At 29.2% G+C, this 19508-nt stretch carries 18 protein-coding genes; 9 read left to right on the forward strand and 9 right to left on the reverse strand.

The window, feature by feature from the left end; translation table 11 throughout:
• Positions 1-26: 26 nt before the first annotated feature.
• The gene (locus HRT41_14855) at positions 27-416 is read right to left on the reverse strand and encodes a hypothetical protein (GenBank protein NQY25301.1); all 390 of its coding nucleotides are present in this window, start codon (positions 414-416) and stop codon (positions 27-29) included.
• Positions 417-614: 198 nt separating this feature from the next.
• Between HRT41_14855 and ccoG the strand changes: the two genes are divergently transcribed.
• From ccoG to recJ, 3 genes are all read left to right on the forward strand, one after another.
• Positions 615-1994, forward strand: coding sequence for a cytochrome c oxidase accessory protein CcoG (ccoG, locus tag HRT41_14860; GenBank protein NQY25302.1), 1380 nt, complete (start codon positions 615-617; stop codon positions 1992-1994).
• Between the two features lie 228 nt (positions 1995-2222).
• Positions 2223-3839: a CTP synthase gene (locus tag HRT41_14865; protein ID NQY25303.1), complete on the forward strand. Its 1617-nt coding sequence runs from the start codon at positions 2223-2225 to the stop codon at positions 3837-3839.
• Positions 3839-5401, forward strand: a complete 1563-nt coding sequence (gene recJ / locus HRT41_14870; protein NQY25304.1) for a single-stranded-DNA-specific exonuclease RecJ — start codon at positions 3839-3841, stop codon at positions 5399-5401. Before HRT41_14865 ends, recJ begins: the two co-directional genes overlap by 1 nt.
• On the opposite strand, the gene HRT41_14875 is transcribed toward recJ, so the two are convergent.
• Together HRT41_14875 and HRT41_14880 are read right to left on the reverse strand one after the other, a co-directional pair.
• Positions 5396-5989 (reverse strand): hypothetical protein, encoded by a 594-nt coding sequence (locus HRT41_14875; GenBank protein NQY25305.1) that lies wholly within the window; start codon positions 5987-5989, stop codon positions 5396-5398. The genes recJ and HRT41_14875 overlap by 6 nt on opposite strands.
• Before the next feature lie 4 nt (positions 5990-5993).
• Positions 5994-6596: a hypothetical protein gene (locus tag HRT41_14880; GenBank protein ID NQY25306.1), complete on the reverse strand. Its 603-nt coding sequence runs from the start codon at positions 6594-6596 to the stop codon at positions 5994-5996.
• A gap of 247 nt (positions 6597-6843) precedes the next feature.
• Here HRT41_14880 and HRT41_14885 point away from each other — a divergent pair, with 247 nt between their 5' ends.
• The 4 genes from HRT41_14885 (at position 6844) to HRT41_14900 (ending at position 12310) form a co-directional block, all read left to right on the forward strand.
• Positions 6844-7614, forward strand: coding sequence for a patatin-like phospholipase family protein (locus HRT41_14885; GenBank protein NQY25307.1), 771 nt, complete (start codon positions 6844-6846; stop codon positions 7612-7614).
• Between the two features lie 103 nt (positions 7615-7717).
• Positions 7718-11263 (forward strand): DNA polymerase III subunit alpha, encoded by a 3546-nt coding sequence (gene dnaE, locus HRT41_14890; GenBank protein NQY25308.1) that lies wholly within the window; start codon positions 7718-7720, stop codon positions 11261-11263.
• Complete coding sequence (gene surE / locus HRT41_14895; GenBank protein ID NQY25309.1) at positions 11260-12048, forward strand: 5'/3'-nucleotidase SurE; 789 nt, start codon at positions 11260-11262, stop codon at positions 12046-12048. Before dnaE ends, surE begins: the two co-directional genes overlap by 4 nt.
• 4 nt (positions 12049-12052) lie before the next feature.
• Positions 12053-12310, forward strand: coding sequence for a hypothetical protein (locus HRT41_14900; GenBank protein ID NQY25310.1), 258 nt, complete (start codon positions 12053-12055; stop codon positions 12308-12310).
• A 20-nt stretch (positions 12311-12330) separates the two neighbouring features.
• On the opposite strand, the gene HRT41_14905 is transcribed toward HRT41_14900, so the two are convergent.
• Genes HRT41_14905 through moaC form a run of 4 tightly spaced genes read right to left on the reverse strand, consistent with a single transcriptional unit; the run spans position 12331 to position 15268 of the window.
• Positions 12331-13704, reverse strand: a complete 1374-nt coding sequence (locus tag HRT41_14905) for a deacylase (GenBank protein NQY25311.1) — start codon at positions 13702-13704, stop codon at positions 12331-12333.
• On the reverse strand, positions 13676-14488 hold the full coding sequence (locus tag HRT41_14910) for a D-alanyl-D-alanine carboxypeptidase family protein (protein ID NQY25312.1): 813 nt from the start codon (positions 14486-14488) through the stop codon (positions 13676-13678). The genes HRT41_14905 and HRT41_14910 overlap by 29 nt, the downstream gene beginning before the upstream one ends.
• Positions 14489-14513: 25 nt before the next feature.
• Positions 14514-14777: a DUF493 domain-containing protein gene (locus HRT41_14915; GenBank protein ID NQY25313.1), complete on the reverse strand. Its 264-nt coding sequence runs from the start codon at positions 14775-14777 to the stop codon at positions 14514-14516.
• Positions 14777-15268 (reverse strand): cyclic pyranopterin monophosphate synthase MoaC, encoded by a 492-nt coding sequence (moaC, locus tag HRT41_14920; GenBank protein ID NQY25314.1) that lies wholly within the window; start codon positions 15266-15268, stop codon positions 14777-14779. The genes HRT41_14915 and moaC overlap by 1 nt, the downstream gene beginning before the upstream one ends.
• A 134-nt stretch (positions 15269-15402) precedes the next feature.
• Between moaC and HRT41_14925 the strand changes: the two genes are divergently transcribed.
• Positions 15403-15615 carry a 30S ribosomal protein S21 gene (locus HRT41_14925; GenBank protein ID NQY25315.1) on the forward strand — a complete coding sequence of 71 codons (213 nt, stop codon included), beginning with the start codon at positions 15403-15405 and terminating at the stop codon, positions 15613-15615.
• Between the two features lie 194 nt (positions 15616-15809).
• Here HRT41_14925 and HRT41_14930 read toward each other — a convergent pair whose 3' ends face one another.
• Both HRT41_14930 and HRT41_14935 read right to left on the reverse strand, forming a co-directional pair.
• Positions 15810-16949, reverse strand: a complete 1140-nt coding sequence (locus HRT41_14930; GenBank protein NQY25316.1) for an FAD-dependent oxidoreductase — start codon at positions 16947-16949, stop codon at positions 15810-15812.
• A gap of 167 nt (positions 16950-17116) precedes the next feature.
• Positions 17117-17947: a fumarylacetoacetate hydrolase family protein gene (locus tag HRT41_14935; GenBank protein NQY25317.1), complete on the reverse strand. Its 831-nt coding sequence runs from the start codon at positions 17945-17947 to the stop codon at positions 17117-17119.
• Positions 17948-18321: 374 nt separating this feature from the next.
• Between HRT41_14935 and HRT41_14940 the strand changes: the two genes are divergently transcribed.
• Entirely contained in the window at positions 18322-19236 is a 915-nt protein-coding gene (locus HRT41_14940) for a hypothetical protein (protein NQY25318.1), read from the forward strand.
• Positions 19237-19508: the final 272 nt, after the last annotated feature.

Raw genomic sequence — 19508 nt, forward strand, 5'->3', positions numbered from 1 at the left:
TTTATTCCTTTTAATGGTCTAGTGTTTTATAGTTTTGCGTTAGGTTTTCCATCTTGATTCATATGATTTTGCATTTTTCCATTGTGCATATGATCGCCCATATGATTGTTTACTTTACTTTGCACATTTGTTTTTGTCACTTCTTTAGACTTTTTTAATTTTGCCAGTTGCTCGTTTGTTTTTCCATTTGAATTCATATGGTTTTGCATTTTTCCATTATGCATATGATCCCCCATATGATTATTTGTTTTTGTCATTTTTTTATGCATTTTATTCATATCCATATTTTGCATTTTACTCATATCTTCATGACCTCCACCATGACTTCCAGATGCCATTAACATCGTGCTTGTTAATAAACTTGCACTTAAAACAATCTTGCCAAAAACTTGAACTAAAGTATTATTCTTTTTCATTATTTTCCTTTTATTTTTTAAATTATAATAATTTTATGTGTAAAAAGTGTGCAAGCGTCTAAAATTGATTTCAATCAAGTAATTTAACTTATTTTAAACTTATAATATAAATTTAGTTAAATATTTTTAGATTAAATATACTTTTAAAATTAATTACACTATAATTACAATAATTAATATTTAAATTTAAGGTTGTTCATGAAAAACACACTTATTAAAACTTCATATAGAATAAAACGTTATTATATGTATGTTTTTGCAACGGTTCTTACGCTCGTTGTTCCTTTCATTACCATTAATGGCAATCATATTTTCCTCTTGTCATTTGACAAAAAACAATTGCATCTTATGGGGATAGCATTTGATATGCAAGAACTTTATATGCTTCCTTTTTTACTCATGTTATTATTTTTAGGTATTTTTGCTGCTACCACTGTTGGAGGGCGAGCTTGGTGCGGATGGGCCTGTCCCCAGACAATCTTTAGGGTTGTATACAGAGATTTAATTGAAGATAAAATTCTTGGATTAAAACGCATTAAAAACAAACAAAAAGATGCCGATTATTCAAAAAACAAAAACAAAATAAAAAAAGTTATTGGAATTTTCCTTTGGACCCTACTTTCATTATTAGCAGCAGCTGATTTGCTGTGGTTTTTTGTTCCACCAGAAGATTTTTTCCTTTATTTACAAAATCCTTCTGAACATGTTTTTTTAATAGGTTTATTGCTAGGGATTACTGCTTTTTTAGTTTATGACATCGTCAAACTGAAAGAAGATTTTTGTACCTATTTGTGTCCTTATTCGCGGGTACAATCCGTTTTATATGATGATGATACCTACCAAGCTATTTATTCAAATAAACGTGGAGGCCAAATTTACAATGACAAATTAGAAAAAAGTATTTTCAATATAAAAGATTTTGCTTCTGAGCTAGATGAATGTACTACTTGTGAAAAATGTGTCACCGTTTGCCCTACACATATTGATATAAGAAAAGGAACACAAGTTGAATGTATCAACTGTCTAGAATGTGTTGATGCCTGTACCACAGTAATGGGAAAACTAGGAAAACCTTCATTAGTACAGTGGTCAAGTACCAATAAAATTGTAAATGACAAAAAAACAAAGATCTTCAGAAAAGCAACTATTATGTATGCAGTAGCCTTGAGTTTAATATTGTTTGCACTTGTAATTATGGGTGGAACAAAAGAACATATGTTACTTAATATTAATAAAACAACCATGTTATATAAAATAAAAGACAACAATGAAGTGACAAATAACTTTTTACTTCTTTTTCAAAATACACAAAATAAAAAACATGTTTTTAACTTAGAAATTATTGATCATGATGAAATTGTAATCAAACGTTTTAAACCTTTTTCTCTGGGTCCCAAAAAATTGATAAAAAAAGTACTAATTTTATCAACAAAAGCACGTTTAGTAAATAATTATGAAAAAGACACCCCTATAACTGTAACAATAAGGGCATATGCAATTGATGATCCTAAGAATATCTCTGTTCTTAGAAAAGCAGTCTTTATTTATCCAAGAGCGGATAAACTCAAAAAAAATTAAGATTAAAAGTCTCTTTTAATCTTAATAGTTAAAAGAATTAATCCTAATAGTAAATATCTTTCTAAACTTTGTTTAGATATAATCGCGAAATAATTAACTCAAAAAGTTAGGGAATTAAAATATTTCTAAAACTTAACATGAATTATAAAGTATGGCTATTATGAGATTCTATACTTATACTTAATAATTTGAGTTTAAAATAAATTAAATAATTGATGGAGTATGTGCATGACAAAATTTATTTTTGTAACAGGTGGAGTGTTGAGTTCTTTAGGTAAGGGAATTACGTCAGCGTCGATTGCTACAATTTTAAAACAATCAGGATTTAAAGTTTCAATGTTAAAAATTGATCCTTATTTAAATGTTGATCCAGGAACAATGAGTCCACTAGAGCATGGAGAAGTTTTTGTTACAGCTGATGGCGCTGAGACTGACCTTGATGTTGGAAACTATGAGCGATTTATTGATGTAACCTTGGGTGCAAAAAATAACTTCACAACAGGGCAAGTTTATTCTTCTGTAATTAAAAGAGAAAGACAAGGGGGATACTTAGGTAAAACTATTCAAGTTATTCCTCATGTAGTTGATGAAATCAAAGCAAGAATTTTTGGAGCTTGTGATGATCATGACTTTTTAATAGTTGAACTTGGTGGAACTGTTGGTGATATTGAAGGTATGCCTTTTTTAGAAGCCATTAGAGAAATCAGACATGAACTTGATAAAACAAGAACTATGAATGTACATGTAACTCTAATTCCATATATAAGAGCAGCAGGTGAGCTTAAAACAAAACCAACACAGCACTCCGTTCAAGAATTAAGAAGAATTGGTATTACTCCACATATGTTGGTATGTAGAACAGAAAGAAGTCTTCCTAAATCTTTAAAGAAAAAACTTGCTATGTCTTGTGATATTGATAACAATGCTGTTATTGAAGCAGCAGATGCACCTTCTATTTATCAAGTTCCCTTAGCTTTTATAAAAGAAGGTATATTAACTCCCCTTGCAGATCATTTTAATATCTCAATTAAACCAGATATGGAAAAATGGGATACTTTGGTTAAACGTATTTTGGTACCACAAGATGAAATTACTATTGCTTTTGTTGGTAAATACTTAGAATTAAAAGAATCCTACAAATCCTTAACAGAAGCACTTATCCATGCAGGAGCTCATACCAATACTAAAGTTATTATTAACTGGTGTGATAGTGAGCGAATTGAAGATGAAGGTGCTTACGAAATCATTGGAAACTCTGATGCAGTATTAGTGGCAGGTGGTTTTGGACATCGTGGTGTTGAAGGAAAATTAAAAGCCATTCAATATGCAAGAGAAAATAAAATTCCCTATTTAGGAATTTGTTTGGGTATGCAATTAGCACTTATTGAATTTGCAAGAAATGTTTTAGGTTTAGAAACTGCAAATTCAGTTGAGTTTGACAAAGAAACACCTGATCCAATTATTTATTTAATTGATGAATTTATGGACCAAACAGGAATGAAGCAAATACGAACACATGAATCTCCAATGGGTGGAACTATGCGTTTAGGAGAATATCCATTTAATCCCAAAGAAGGTACTTTGATTCAAAAAGCTTATGGAAACAATGGTACCTATTTTGAGAGACACAGACACAGATATGAAGCCAATCCTACCTATAAAAAACGTTTTGAAGAAAAGGGAATGATTGTTTCTGGAGAATCTGATGGACTTATTGAAACAATAGAACTAAACGATCATCCATGGTTTGTAGGAGTTCAATTTCACCCAGAATTTACTTCAAGATTAGAAAACCCTAATCCAATTATTTTAGAATTTGTAAAACAGGCAATTAAAAATAATTAATGCAAAAAATTACATCTGAGCATTTAACTGCTCTATTAGAAGAAAGGCATAAGAATAATCCTTATGCCAAACTTTCAAATATCCCTAAACCTGATAGTTTTAAAGATATCAAAATAGCTACAAAAAGAGTTAAAGAAGCTATAACGAATAAAGAAACAATTACTATTGTAGGCGATTATGATGTAGATGGAATTGTTTCAACTACCATTATGGTAGATTTTTTCAAAACAATCTCTTACCCTATTAACTATATTATTCCCAATCGTTTTAAACATGGTTATGGACTTTCTCCTAAAATTGTAGATCAAATAGAAGAAGGTTTAGTAATAACCGTTGACAACGGAATTTCTGCTTATGAAGCGTCTGTATTATTAAAAGAAAAAAACATTGATTTAATTATTACTGATCATCATACAGTAGGAGATAAAATACCCTTAGCTTTAGCAATAATTAATACCAAACAAAAAGACTGTAATTTCCCTTTTAAAGATATTTGCGGAGCACAAATTGCCTGGTATTTTTGCGCAGCTATTAAAAAAGAGCTTGATTTAAATGTAGATATGAGTTCTTTTATGGATATTTTATGTATTGCAATTATTGCAGATATCATGCCTATGAATAGCCTTAATTATACCATGGTTAAATTTGGTCTTCAAAAATTCAAAAATTCTAAACGCCCTGCTTTACTCCAACTCAAACAATCTTTAAATAAAACAGTTTATACTTCTGATGATGTTGGTTTTTTTATAGCTCCTAAACTAAATTCAGCAGGAAGATTAGAAGATGCTTCTATTGCTTTAGAATTTCTCTTATCTCCGGATACTTTTAGCGCGCAAAATAACTTGGATTATTTAAACGAACTGAATAACCAAAGAAAAGTACTGCAAAATGAGATAAACAATCAAGCAGTACGTCAAGTAAATAAAAATGATAAGGTTATTGTTGTTTGGAATGAAAACTGGCATGAAGGTGTAATTGGAATAGTAGCTTCAAAACTTTGCCATGCTTTTAAGCGTCCTGCTTTTGTTTTTTCTATTACAAACGGCATTGCAAAAGGCAGTGCAAGAGCCAACAGTGAAATTAATTTACATACCCTGATTTCTACTACCTCTGATCTGCTTCTTGGTTTTGGTGGGCATAAGAATGCAGCAGGAATGGCTTTAAAAGAAGAGAACTTAGAAGAATTTAGAAAAAACTTGAATCTCAACATTAATAACTATGATGAAGAACTGTATATTAATACAAAAACATTAGGGGAACTTGATGTTTCAAGTGTATCTATGGATTTTTTGAATGTAATTGAGCGTTATGAACCTTACGGCCAAGATAATTTAAAACCAATATTTACAGTAAGTAATGCAAATATTATTAAAAAAGAAATCTTTGGAAAAGACAAATCTCACTTAAAATTATATTTAGAAAGTTTTGGATTTTATTATGAAGCTATTTTATTTGGGGAAACAAAACTTGAAGGAAAAAGTGTTTCTTTCATTGTATCTTTAAATAAAAATGAATTTAGAGGAAGATGCAATACACAGTTTTTAATTCAAGAAATCTTATAAAACCATAGGTGCATAAGATACACGTTGTTTAGGAACTCTTTCTAGTTCATGAATCTCTTTTGTTAAACGTGTGGTTAAACTTGATGAAGATAAGATATAACCTGTTTCAATATCAATTAATTTTACAAATAATAACAATTTTTTGCTAGTAACGGTATACGTACCAACAAGAGCAAAAGATGCCGTACTTATATTATTTTTTAAAATCTTAGTCGAATTTCTACTTAACATGTTAAAACCATATTTCCCAATGGTAAAATCTCTTCCAAATTCAACTTGTCTGATAATGATATCTTGTGAAGATAGGGTATTTTTCAGGGATTCTGATAATACAAAACCAAGTTTTGAAGGGTTTTCAAGTTTTGAGAGGTTTACAAAATCAGAAACCAGTACAACTTCTGAACGTGTTACGTTCTTTTTAATTCTTTTTAGAGATTTTTCTACTAATTCATCAGTAAGGGCCTGAAAATCAGTAGACCACGAATACTTATTAAATACATTAGGTACAGTCGTAGTACAAGAACTTAATATAAATATACTTACAATTATTAAAAAATACGTCTTAAAAGCGGGTATATTTATATTCACTTATTTATTCTTTAACAATAGAAATTTTTCTAGCAGGTTTACAATCTTTAAAAAGTACACAATCATTTCTTAAACCATGAACATAAGTAGCTCTTGCACTTGAAATAATTCTTCCACTTTCATTATCAATTACTCTTGCATTTAACATGATTTTTTCGAATTGTCTTGAATATGTTCCTACTACTACATAGGTATTTTCAATTTTATCTTTTAGTTTTTTAATATTTCTTGAAATATAATATTCACCTTCGGCATTAATAGATACAGCTAACTGTCCTCTAAATTCAATAACATTAAAATTTCTGTTTGATAATTCATTGATTAAACTCTCGCCAATAACTCTACCAAATTCTGTGGTTTTTTTGAAGTTATCAAGTCTTACAAAAGAAGTAATTAGTACAGGTTTAAAACTGTTAAACTTTTTGTTTTGCATCATTTGGGTTGCTAATGATGTAATTGTTTGTTCTAAAGAAATTTGTCTTGTTACATGAGTAGACATATCATTAGATACTTCCATTCTTTTTTTAGCACGATTTACTTTTAGTATTTCGCCTTTTATTGCTTTGTTAACTGTTGGTTCATCAGTATTTGATGGAGACGTATCCATTGGCTGTTGATAGGCACATCCTGTGCTTAATAACAAAGTAGATGCAATAAGAGCAAAACTAGCTTGCTTAATAAGTTTAATCATGAAAATCCCTTAAAGTGATAATTTATAAATTTTATTTAAATGTAACTTATAAACTCATGAAAAGCGACAAATTATACGCTAGAAAGTTATATTTCTTTTTTAGTGACAGAATTAAGTGAATTTTTTACTAAAAAACTTATAATAAGCAAAAGGATTCACAAATATGAAATTGGCATTGGTATTAAGTGGGGGAGGAGCAAAAGGAGCATTTCATCTTGGAATGTTGCATTTTTTTGAAGAAGAGAATATTAAAATAGAAGCCTATTCAGGGACCTCTATTGGAAGTATTATTGCTTGTTCTCATGCCAGTGGAGTAAGTGCAAAAGAACAATTTAAAATTTTCAAATCAAAAGAAATTAAAAAAGCATTAAAATTCAATTATTTTAAAAGGGGTTTACTAAAGATTGACCATAATAATAAAATTATTAATGAGCTTTTGCCTGTTGAGAAGCTTGAAGATTTATCACAAAAAGTTTATATAAATGCCTACGATATCATAGGAAAAAGAATGCACTATTTTTCCCAAGGTAATATCATAGATTTATGTATGGCATCATCTGCTCTAATTCCTATATTTAAACCCATAAGCTATAAAAAAATGCAACTCATTGATGGAGGTTTTATTGATAATCTTGCGGCAAAACCTTTTTTTAATAAAAACTTTAGTGTTTTTTCATCCAATGTGTTTCCAAAATCAGAAAATAAAAAAAGTCTTTATCTTAATCCTGTTAAATATCTTCGTAAAAAGATTTTTAGGCATGTAAGTAAAAATATGATTACAGCAATTGAAAACAGTGATTATTATTTTACTTCTTTAAAATTAAATAAGTATAAAATTTTAAGTTTTAAAGATATTGAGCCTTGTTATGCCCTTGGATACAAAGAAGCACAAAATCAATTAAAGAAATTTTTAAAAGATTATAGAGATAAATAATTAACACTTACTTAGCTTTTAAAGTAAGTATTTTTTTAGCTTTTATTTTAATTCTTTCTTAGATATAATCGCGATAATATAAAAATAATTCAAAAGATTTATCATGTCAAATATACCTCAATTTACACATTTACATTTACATACTGAGTATTCTTTACTCGATGGTGCCAATAAAATAAAAGTGCTTGCAAAAAAAGTAAAAGAAATGGGAATGACTTCTGTTGCTATGACAGATCATGGAAATATGTTTGGAGCCATTGATTTTTACAATGCAATGAATGCAGTAGGTGTTAAACCAATTATTGGAATGGAAGCCTATATTCATAACGCAGATGAAATTGATGATAAATCGACCAGACAACGCTTCCATCTTTGTTTATATGCAAAAAATGAAGTAGGATACAAAAACCTAATGTATTTAACCTCACAAGCTTATATGCATGGTTTTTATTATTATCCACGTATTAACAAAAAACTTTTACGTGAGCGCTCAGAAGGACTTGTTTGTTCGGCTGCGTGTTTACAAGGAGAGATTTCTTGGCATTTAAATACCAATAGTGAAAGAAACCTAAAAAATGGAGCAAAAGGTTATGAAAGAGCAAAAGAAATTGCCCTAGAATACCATGATATTTTTGGCGATGATTTTTACTTAGAAATTATGCGGCATGGAATTCCTGATCAACATTTTATTGATGATCCTATTTTAAGAATTGCAAAAGAAACAGGTATTAAAGTTGTTGCAACCAATGATACACATTACTCAGAACAAAAAGATGCAGAAGCACATGAGGCTTTTATGTGTATTGCTATGAATAAACTTTTTGATGATCCCAACAGATTAAGACACAGTGTTCATGAGTTTTATTTAAAAACACCCGAACAAATGGCACAATTGTACTTTGATATTCCAGAAGCTATACATGCTACACAAGAAATTGCGGATAAGTGTAATTTAACCATAAAACTAGGAGATCCAACCCCTCCTAACTTTAAATTTACAAGAGATAAAGCAGAAGTTCATTCACTTGTATTGCCAGAACCCGATATTGAATACTCGCTTGAAAACGATAAAATTTTATTTATTGATGAGTGTTGGAGAGGGTTAGATAAACGTTTATTGATTGTAGATGAAAAAAAACATCAAGAATATAAAGACCGTTTACAAGTTGAAATAGATATTATTAATAATATGAAATTCCCAGGGTATATGCTTATTGTTTGGGACTTTGTTATTGTTGCAAAAGAAATGGATATTCCAGTAGGCCCTGGAAGGGGATCAGCTGCTGGTTCCTTGGTTGCATTCTCACTTGAGATTACCGATATTGATCCTATGCCTTATGGGCTCTTATTTGAGAGATTTTTAAATCCTGAGAGAATATCTATGCCAGATATTGATATGGATTTCTGTCAAGCAAGACGGGGAGAGATTATTGATTATGTGGTTCAAAAATATGGACGGGCTAATGTTGCTCAAATTATTACTTTTGGAAAACTTCTTGCAAAAGGAGTAATAAGAGATGTTGCTAGGGTTTTAGATATGCCTTATTCCAAAGCAGATGCTATGGCAAAACTTATTCCTGATGAACTTGGAATTAATCTTGTAGATTCTTATAAAAAAGAACCAAAGATTAAAGAGCTCTGTGATTCAGATCCTCAAGCACAAAGAGTATGGACACTTGCTCTTGCTCTTGAAGGTTTAAACAGAAATGCAGGAACACATGCTGCTGGTGTTGTTATTTCGAATGAACCTTTATGGAATAAAACGCCTTTATTTAAACCCTCAGGCCTAGATACGCTAGCAACCCAATACAATGGAAAATATGTTGAGGATGTGGATTTAATTAAATTTGACTTCTTGGGATTAAAAACCCTAACAGTAATTGAAGCAGCCAATAAACTAATTGAAAAAAGACATGGGAAACGAATTGATTTTTTACGTGCAGATGTAAATGATAAAGGTGTTTATGAGTTAATTCAAACAGGAAATACTATTGGTTTATTTCAAATAGAATCAGATGGTATGCAAGATTTATGTAAACGCTTAAAACCCGATAATTTTGAAGATATTATTGCCGTACTTGCTTTATACAGACCAGGTCCTATGGAGTCCGGAATGTTGGATGATTTTATTGACAGAAAACACGGACGGGCTAAAATTGATTATTTTTACGATGAATTTACTGAACCCTTAACACCTATCCTTGAGCCTACTTATGGAGTAATTGTATATCAAGAACAAGTAATGCAGATTGTACAAACTATTGGTGGTTTTTCCCTTGGTGGGGCGGATTTAGTTAGGCGTGCTATGGGTAAAAAAATTGTTGAAGAGATGGCCAGATTAAAAGGTGAGTTTGCTTTAGGTGGCGTTAAAAAAGGGTATAACAAAGAACACTGTGAAGAACTATTTGATTTAATTGTTAAGTTTGCAGGATATGGATTTAATAAATCGCATTCAGCTGCATATGCCATGGTAACTTTTTACACTTCTTATTTAAAAAACTATTACCCTACTGAATTTATGGCAGCATTATTAACCCTAGAAAAAGACAATACGGATAAAGTTGTAAAATATGTGGATGAAGTAAAACGATTAAAGATTGAACTTTTTCCACCTGATATTAACAAATCGTATTTGGTATTTTCAGCAACTAGAATCGATAAAAAAGAAGTAGTAATGTTTGGAATGGGAGCACTAAAAGGTGCTGGAGATGTAGCGATTAAGTCCATTATCGAGGCAAGAGATGAAGGAGGAGATTTTAAGGATTTATCTGATTTTATTTCAAGAATTGATGGAAGTAAAGTAAATAAAAGAGTTATTGAAGCTCTTTCTAAATCAGGTGCATTTGATTGTTTTGGAATTACAAGACGTTCAATGATTGAACAAATTGAATTAATTTCTGAAACAGTAAAAAACTCAATGAAAGCGAAAAAACAAGCAGTGGGTTCTTTATTTGGAGACGATGCAGAAATTACTAGAATGGATATTAATCTTGAACCTTTAGAAGAATACTCTGCAAAAGAAATTCTTGAATTTGAAAAAGCCTCTTTGGGATTTTATGTATCAGGACACCCTTTAGATGAATACAGAGAACAACTCTCACAAATAAAATATACCCTATCTTCTGAAATTGATGAAATAGCAGATGGAAGTGAAGCTTTATTTGTTGGAAAAGTTGAAACCATTAATGAAAGAATTTCCAAAAAAGGAAATAAGTTTGCTATTGTAACGATTATGGATTTACATGGAAATATTGAATTGATGATGTTTGAAGATAAAATCAAAGAATTAAAAGAAGATTTTGATTTAGAAGAACCCATAGCATTTAAAGTAAAAATTCAAAAAGATGAAATGTTCACACGAATATCTTTAAGAAAAATTGAGACCCTAAGAGATGCAAAAAAAGAAAAACTAAAAGTAAAAGCCAAAGTTATTGCTGAACCACCTTTACATATAGCAGTTGAATTTGCACACTCTGATAAAATTATTTATGATTTATTTGAAATAATTGCACACAATCAAGGGAAAAGAGACTTGAAAATATTAGTAAAATCAAAATTAGGCGATATTGAGCTAGAATCAGGTTTTAAAGTCCACTCAAATGTTGTTAACATGATCAAATCACTCAAGGGAGCTTATATAATAGAATGAAACATATATTAATTACAAACGACGATGGGTTTGATGCTTCTGGCTTACGTGCCTTAATAGAAGCCTTAAGCCCACTAGCAAAACTAACAATAGTTGCACCTGCTAAGAATAAATCTGCTTGTGGGCATTCCCTTACTTTGGATAAACCACTGCGTATGATTAAAATAGAAAAAGATTTTTATAAAATGGATGATGGAACACCAACAGATTGTATTTTTGTATCTTTGAATAATTTATTTACAGACAAAAACAGACCTGATTTGGTTATTTCTGGTATTAATATTGGCTCAAATATGGGAGAAGATATTACCTATTCAGGAACAGCTGCAGGTGCTATGGAAGCAGTGCTTCAAGGCATACCAGCTATATCAATTTCACAGGTATTTACAGATGGTTATAAATCCCTAAAAATAGGTTTTAACTATGCATTAGCAAAAGATACCATACAAAAACTTGCGAAAAAAATACTTGAAGGGCAATTTCCCTTAGCAAGCAGAAAGTTTTTAAATGTTAATATTCCGCTTATTGATATAAATGAATGCAAAGGTATTAAAATTACCAAAGTAGGACATAGAAATTATGGTCATATTACGCATAAACATTTAGATCCAAGAGAGAAAGAATATTACTGGATTGGAGCACACCCTTTATCTTGGAAAGAAAGCAAGAATAAAGATTGTGACTTTGAAGCAGTTAAAGCAAACTACGTCTCAGTCTCTCCTTGTCATTTGGATTTAACATCTTATAGTGATATAGATAACTTAAGTACGTGGATAAAAGGATAGTATTATGAATTATAGAAAAGAAGTTCGGTCCCTAATTGAGAAATTAGTTGGAGATTTAAAAGAAGAAGAAGCGTTAATTGAAACCTTAAAAAGAAAACTAACAAAAAAAGAATTTAAAGTTTTTGTGGCACAAGGAAATGGACTTTCAAAAGAAGACATAGCAAAAGAAGTAAGAATTGAGCTTGATAGAGTAGAAGAAGTACTTAAAGCTTTAAAGAAAAAAATCAATCAAGAAAAAATTAAAAAAGAATTATGTGAATAATACCTTTGGTATTATTCATTTTATTTAATAATTAAAGAAGCTCTTTCATTCGTATTATTAAATGCAATAGCTTTTTGCTTCCGTTTATTAAAATGTACCAATAACATTCCTGCAAATTTTTTCTCTTTATAAAATTCAACTCTAAAAATTTTACCACGTTTATCTAATGAAAACTTTCTCATTATTTGATTTTTTGAAACAGAAATACCCGATTCGTTTTTAACATTTTTTCTTGAATAACCAATAATATTTACACGAACATCATCTTGTGGAAAGATATAGAAATTTTTTGTAACAGAAAGTAAAGTACCTAGTTTAACTTCTTTTTTAATGCCATCAACTTTTACTTCAACAAAGTTATTAATGTCATCAATCTCCAAATAATCAGGAATTAATCTAGCAACACGTCTGTTCCCATAATGAATAGCATACATATTGTCTTTTTTAACAATTGTCATTAAAGGATTACTTGCTTTAAATTTTAGTATTCCATCTTTGTTAATAGGAAAATATTTAATAATATTTCTTATTTTTGATAAAGGCAATTGCACTTTATTATCATGAAAGGAAATAGAAATATCATTATCAATAACATTTTTTAAAGCACGGCCTTGTAATTTAAAATTTCGTGTAAACTCAATACCCATAACGGCCATATACTCTTCTAATGCTAATAAATGATAATATGTTCGTTGATGCACAGGAAGAGACTTGCTCGCTTCATTTGCAAAAGCAGATTTTCCTCTATTAATAGCAAAATAGGTCAAAGATTTTTCCATTTCTATATCGCCGTCTTTAGTTTTTGTATTTCTTACTTCGTAATAATGCTCTTTTTTTATAAGGTTTTTATTAATTGATTTTGTAATTCTATTAGAAATTTCTAGTAAATTATTGTATTTCTCAACTTTTATTTTTGTTTGATCAATAATAACACTTTGTCCCCATCGTCTAGGAGAATGCATATTATCAATGTATTTTTTTCTGTAAAATCCACTTCCGTCATGTAAATTAATAATCATTTTTACATCATTTTGTTGAATTATATTTTTAATTCTTTCAACATTAGCAAAATCTGGGTCTTTTTCTGAAAGGTTTGAGAATTTTCTGTTCATATCACCAAAACGTCCGCGTGAACGTTTAATAATAGAATCAAAGTTTAAATTAGGAACAACCCAAACAGAGCCTTTTGTAATAGTATAATGTGTTGCTATTAAAGAAGCAGACATAAAACCACCTGGTTCATCCCCTTGGATTCCACCAATTATTAATAAAGTATTATTGTCTTGTTGTCCTTTTTTAATAAGCTCAAAATCAGGTAAAGTATTTGCAAATAAACATTGTGTAAATACTGCAAGCAGGGCCAGTCTAAATAATTTTAATGTGCCAAGGCTCATATCTCACTCCATCTTTATTATTAACAGTGTATCTCATGTCAATATATTTTAATTTTTTCATTTCTCTAAATTCATCTGTTAAAGCAAAACGTGCCGTAAAATTTGCATAACCAAAACCTTTTTTACCAATATCAAAATCTCCAATAGAATGATAAGTAAAAGCAGGAGGAGCAATTGATCGTGAAGTCAACGATAAGTTGGCTTTTTTTGAATACAATTTATCAACAAACAACTTTAATTGTTTTACAACAGATCGTACACCTGAAGTTAATATAATTGAGTTTCCAATGTCTTTTTTCATATGATTATACGCTTCTAGGGTTTTACCTTTATACAAATAATGACCTGTTCTTGGGACTTTATATAAGGCTTTTTTATAAATTTTATCAGTTAAAGAATAGGTTATTCTATCGCCATAAAAACCATGTACTCTGGGATCATAATAAAAAATGGACTCAATAAATTCAAGCTCCAATTTTGTAAATTTTCCTATTTTAGAGTAGTTTCTTCCAATAAACAACATATCATCAAAAGATAGGATATTAAAGTTTCCATAACCAACATGTCTTTGCACCATTTTTAACTTATATCGTAAGCTTTTAAGTGCTTTTTGATATTCACCTGGTAAAAAGATATCGCTGTGCTGATTGTTTAAGGTTTGTCCAATTGAATCATTAGGCGTGATTATTTTAACATCTGCCATTAAAATTGGAGCTGCTATTGTACTACTAAGTGTAGTAATAGTAAGGAGTTTTGCTTGATTTAAAAAATTTCTTCTATTCATAATGCATATTGTATAAAATTATTTCTTATAAAACCATTTTAATTTGCTTATGTTTACCTAATCTTTCATATAAATATGTTCTGTCCTCATCATTATGCACAATTAGATCAATATTAAAGGATGCAAATTTACCTTTTTTACTTGTTTTTGAGGCTTCTAAAGTATGTGTTCGCCCCTCTAATACTTCTTTTACTATTTTTTTCGCATTATCTTCTTGTAAAATAACAATTTTATATGCCCAAGAACAAGGATAATCTAATTTTAATTTTTCTTTATTTAAATCTACCACTATATATTTCCTTCTAAATTCTTTCTTGAAAAATCACCACTTTTTCCACCAGATTTTTTTTCAAGCTGTACATTTGAAATAATCATTGATTTATCAATGGCTTTTACCATGTCATAAATAGTTAATAAGCCAATGGATATTCCCATTAATGCTTCCATCTCAACACCTGTTTGCCCCTTTAATTTGGCAGTAACAAACAATTTAAAACCTGGAAGAGATGCTAATTCTTCAATATCACAAGATATTCCGCTTAATAATAAAGGATGACACATAGGAATCAATTCTGATGTTTTTTTAACCCCCATAATAGCTGCAATTACTGCAGTCTGGATAACAGGGCCTTTTTTTCCTGTATTATTAACAATTGCATCAAACGCATCTTGGCTCATTGTTATAGTCCCAGAAGCAATAGCAACTCTTGATGTTTCTTCTTTAGAACCCACATCAACCATTTTAGGTCGGTTATTTTCATCTAAATGAGTTAAATTCACTATTATGTCCTATTCTTCGATGTTTATTTTGATTTATTATATCAAAATATTAATTTTTCTTCAATTTAATAAGACTTAAGCAAGTTTTAAATATGATTTCAATCAAAATCTATAAAAGAAAGTGGGTGATTTTAGTGCCCGGAATTAAAGTTAAAGATAGTGAATCTTTTGACGAAGCGTATAGACGATTTAAAAAACAATGTGATAGAAATCTTATTGTTACAGAAACTCGAGCTAGACGATTTTTTGAACCCATGACTGAAAAGCGTAAGAAACAAAAAATTAATGCGAAGAAAAAAGCTCTTAAAAAATTATATATGCTTAGAAGATACGAAGCAAGACTGTAGTCTTCTTTCCTTCTATGCTTCGGTATTATCCGATAAAAGGATTGCAGTTTTGCAATCCTTTTTTTTTGCTCAAAAATACTTATTTTAATACTCAAGCTTAACTATCCAGAAATAATATTATTATAAACAGTAAAAATTGAGAAGTATTTAAAAGAAGTGAAAAATAAAAGAGAAGAAAATTCTTCTCCTTATAGTTATTTAAATTTATTCTTATGCATTTTTGTTACTACTTTCTTCATCATATTCGCGATAAATCCAGTAACATAATATTTGTCATTTGCAAGCCCAATTGAAAACGACCCCCCTAAAGCAACTAATACACCAGCTGATTTAAAAGTAAAAGCATCTTTAGTATTGTTTAGAATTGAAGAAGCTACAAACTCTCCTGATTTAATTGCAATTTGTGCTGTGGGAGGATAGTATTTGCCATCAAGCTCCATTTCTCCTGCATCACCAATAACATAAACATCTTCTTCATCTTTTAAATGTAAAGATTCATTAAGTATATACTGATTCATTCTATTTACTTCATGTTCTTTAGAAGATGGAATTGTAATAGCTTTTACTCCACCTGTAAAAACAAAATAATCATAATCAATAACAACATCATTCATTAAATAAATTTTGTTTTCATCCACGTCTTTAATAAAAGATCCTAAGTGAATTTGAACACCTAAGTCTTCTAATCGTTTATGACAAGAAGAAACCAAACGTTCATCCATTCCAGGAAGTACTGTTTTCATTCCATCAACAATAATAATATTAAGTTCAAACTTACTTCTGTTAATATTTGATTCTTTAATTAAATTAGCCATTTCAGCTGCTATTTCAACACCTGAAAGTCCAGCTCCACCAATAGCCATATTGTAAACTGTTTTTTCATCACTGTCATTATTTTTAGCTTTTGCTAAAATATCAGAAAATGTTTTTTCCACTTCACTTGCTCTTTGTAAGGTTTTAATTCCTCTTGAGTATTTTTCAATATTAGGAACTTGTGGAGGAAAGTTTGTTAAAGAACCTGTTGCAATAATTAATTTATCGTAAGAAAATTCTTCATTTGCATCTGTAGTAATTGTTTTTTTGTCGGCATCAAAAGAAAGAACAGAGTTTTCATAAAACTTCACGTTTTTATTTAATCGTTCTATATATTCTTTTGTATTTGTTGTTACATCAGATTTCTTGTACACACTTGATACATAGCCATATGCTTCAACTTGAATGTAGTGATAAGCATTTTTATCAAATAATAAAACTTCGACATCACTTGAAGATGAAAGTTTTCTTGCAGCATAAAGACCTGCATAACTTGCACCCACTATAATAATTTTTCTCATATCTCGCCTTTAAATAAGTCTTTTTTCTATTTTGACTTATTCTATAATAATAATTTCATTTTATGTCAAAAATTTTCGTATTTTTCCAAATTTTAGGGCTTTTTATTTAATGTGATTAAATTTATTTAAAATTCTTATCTATTGAATGACTTAATTTTAAGATTAAATTATAATGTTACTGTTATTTGTTTCTGAGAACCTAGTTTTTCAATACTTAGTTCCATGGTTTGCCCACCTTTTAAATATATTGGTGGTTTTTGTCCAAACCCAACACCAGGGGGCGTTCCTGTTGAAATAACATCTCCAGGTTCTAAAGTCATAAACTTAGATAAATAAGCAATAATAAAAGGAACTTTATAATACATAGTAGCACTAGAACCATTTTGAAAAAGTTTGCCATCAACATGTAATGTCATTTTTAAATTATCTTCATTTCCTACTTCATCTTTAGTAACTATATAGGGTCCAATGGGAGAAAAAGTATCATGACTTTTTCCTTTAGTCCATTGTCCTTCTCTTTCAAGTTGGAATTCTCTCTCACTCACATCATTTACAATGGTATACCCTGCTATATAATCATAAGCCTCTTCTTCTTTAATATATTTAGCACGTTTTCCAATAACCACACCTAATTCAACTTCCCAATCTGTTTTAGTAGAATTCTTTGGAATTTCAACATCATCATTTGGGCCTACAATTGAAGAAGTAGCTTTCATAAACACTACTGGCTCAGAAGGAATTTTCATACCTGTTTCTTCTGCATGATCTTCATAGTTAAGCCCAATACAAATTACTTTTTTAATTCCATCAATAGGAACTTCTAATTTATCATATGCATCTACTTTCTTTAAAGTGCTTACATCTATTTCTTTTTTTAACAAATTTTCTATTGTTTTATTTGTTATGTCACTAACTAAATTACTTATATCATAGATTATACCAGCAACCTCTACTCCTGGTTTAGTTTCATTATTTTTTCTATATCTTAAATATCTCACTTATTTTCCTTTGCTTTTGAAAATTTAGTTGTACTAAACATTTAATACAACTAAATTTAAAATAATTGATACTAGAATCAGAATCTTTTAGCTTAAGATAGATGGTTTTATTTTCTTCTTGTATCTATAATATTAGCTTACTTTTTTATAATTCTTAATAAAATAATTAGTGTATTTTTTAAGAAAAGAATTTATCATTTGCTATAACATACCTTATACCGTCCTCTAAATATATTTATTAATTAAAACTTTATATTATTTACTAATATAATCAATATGAATAATACAAATAATTATTTTAAAAACTACTTCTTATCCTTATTAAAGTATTAAGTGAAATCATGTGATTATATATATAAGACTAGGAGTTAATTATGAATAATTTACTCAGAATTATCCTTTGCTTAGTTTTACCTATTTTTTGTTTTGCTTTACATACCGTCCAAGCGAAGGAAGATACAAACAATTCAAGTTCAATAAATAAAGTTGAAAAAAAAATTGCTAACATATACTTATTTTTAAATAAATATACTAAAAAGATGGATGAAAAAATCACAGGAAATAAAAGTACAGATATGTTTCAAAATTCAAGTATACATTTAGAGACGTATTACGATATCAAAGACAATGATAAAAATAAACTAGGAAGTTTTTTTTCCTATCGTTTTGATTTTCCATTACTTGAAAAAAAACTCTCTTATGTTTTTCATAACAATTTTAAAAAAGATACAGAAAATAAGGATATTTCTTCTATTAATAAAAAAGCACCTTTAGTAAAAAAGGCTACAAAGCATACAAGAATAAAAGTCAAAGGGGGTTTAAAAATTAATAATAAGCCCTATTTATATCTTAGAGTAAAAATTAAAAAAGTGTATTCTAATCTTTGGGAAAGTAATTTTAAAGAAGAAATTCAATTTAATAAAAGTTCTGATTTCCATACTATAAGTACTTTATCTTTACAAAGAAATATTAACTTTCATCTTAATCTAAAGAATACAAATACTTATAGATGGGATGATAAAGATAAAATAAGTAAGTTTATTAATGCTCTTGAACTTAATCACAAACTATCTTATAAAAAGACTCTTAAATATAGAGTTTCAATAAATACAAATAATGACAATTCAAATATGAAAGTAAAAGATTATGATTTTGGAATAGAATATAAACATAAAACAAGAAAATGGCTTTATTTCAAACTTGAGCCAAAAATACACTGGGAAGAAGAGAATAATTTTAAAAATGAATATTCATTAAGATTTACAATGGGTATGATCATTGGGAAATAACTGAGTTATAGTGAATAGTGAATAGTGAATAGTGAATAGTGAATAGTGAAATGGTTTCATATTTATCTTAAAAAAGAATAGATTTAAAAGAGAAAAGGCATGAGATTCCATGAATACGGTCATAAAATCCTTTTCCTATAAAATCATAGAAAAAAAGGCTATGTAATCCTATTCAGTTAAAATCAATAGTTAGTAGGCAAAAAAAAAGCTTTACCTTAAACAACTTAGAGTTGAATAAGATAAAGCTTTATAAAATACTTAAATCTGGCAAC

The sequence above is a fragment of the Campylobacteraceae bacterium genome, from assembly GCA_013215945.1.
Lineage (GTDB): Bacteria > Campylobacterota > Campylobacteria > Campylobacterales > Arcobacteraceae > NORP36.

Bases quoted from the DNA above. Each gene is read 5' to 3' on its own strand.
- HRT41_14930 (NQY25316.1), bottom strand. From the start codon at position 16,949: ATGAGAAAAATTATTATAGTGGGTGCAAGTTATGCAGGTCTTTATGCT.
- HRT41_14910 (NQY25312.1), bottom strand. From the start codon at position 14,488: ATGAATAGAAGAAATTTTTTAAATCAAGCAAAACTCCTTACTATTACT.
- HRT41_14865 (NQY25303.1), top strand. From the start codon at position 2,223: ATGACAAAATTTATTTTTGTAACAGGTGGAGTGTTGAGTTCTTTAGGT.
- HRT41_14885 (NQY25307.1), top strand. From the start codon at position 6,844: ATGAAATTGGCATTGGTATTAAGTGGGGGAGGAGCAAAAGGAGCATTT.
- HRT41_14940 (NQY25318.1), top strand. From the start codon at position 18,322: ATGAATAATTTACTCAGAATTATCCTTTGCTTAGTTTTACCTATTTTT.
- HRT41_14900 (NQY25310.1), top strand. From the start codon at position 12,053: ATGAATTATAGAAAAGAAGTTCGGTCCCTAATTGAGAAATTAGTTGGA.
- HRT41_14880 (NQY25306.1), bottom strand. From the start codon at position 6,596: ATGGATACGTCTCCATCAAATACTGATGAACCAACAGTTAACAAAGCA.
- HRT41_14905 (NQY25311.1), bottom strand. From the start codon at position 13,704: ATGAGCCTTGGCACATTAAAATTATTTAGACTGGCCCTGCTTGCAGTA.
- HRT41_14855 (NQY25301.1), bottom strand. From the start codon at position 416: ATGAAAAAGAATAATACTTTAGTTCAAGTTTTTGGCAAGATTGTTTTA.
- surE (NQY25309.1), top strand. From the start codon at position 11,260: ATGAAACATATATTAATTACAAACGACGATGGGTTTGATGCTTCTGGC.
- ccoG (NQY25302.1), top strand. From the start codon at position 615: ATGAAAAACACACTTATTAAAACTTCATATAGAATAAAACGTTATTAT.
- dnaE (NQY25308.1), top strand. From the start codon at position 7,718: ATGTCAAATATACCTCAATTTACACATTTACATTTACATACTGAGTAT.
- recJ (NQY25304.1), top strand. From the start codon at position 3,839: ATGCAAAAAATTACATCTGAGCATTTAACTGCTCTATTAGAAGAAAGG.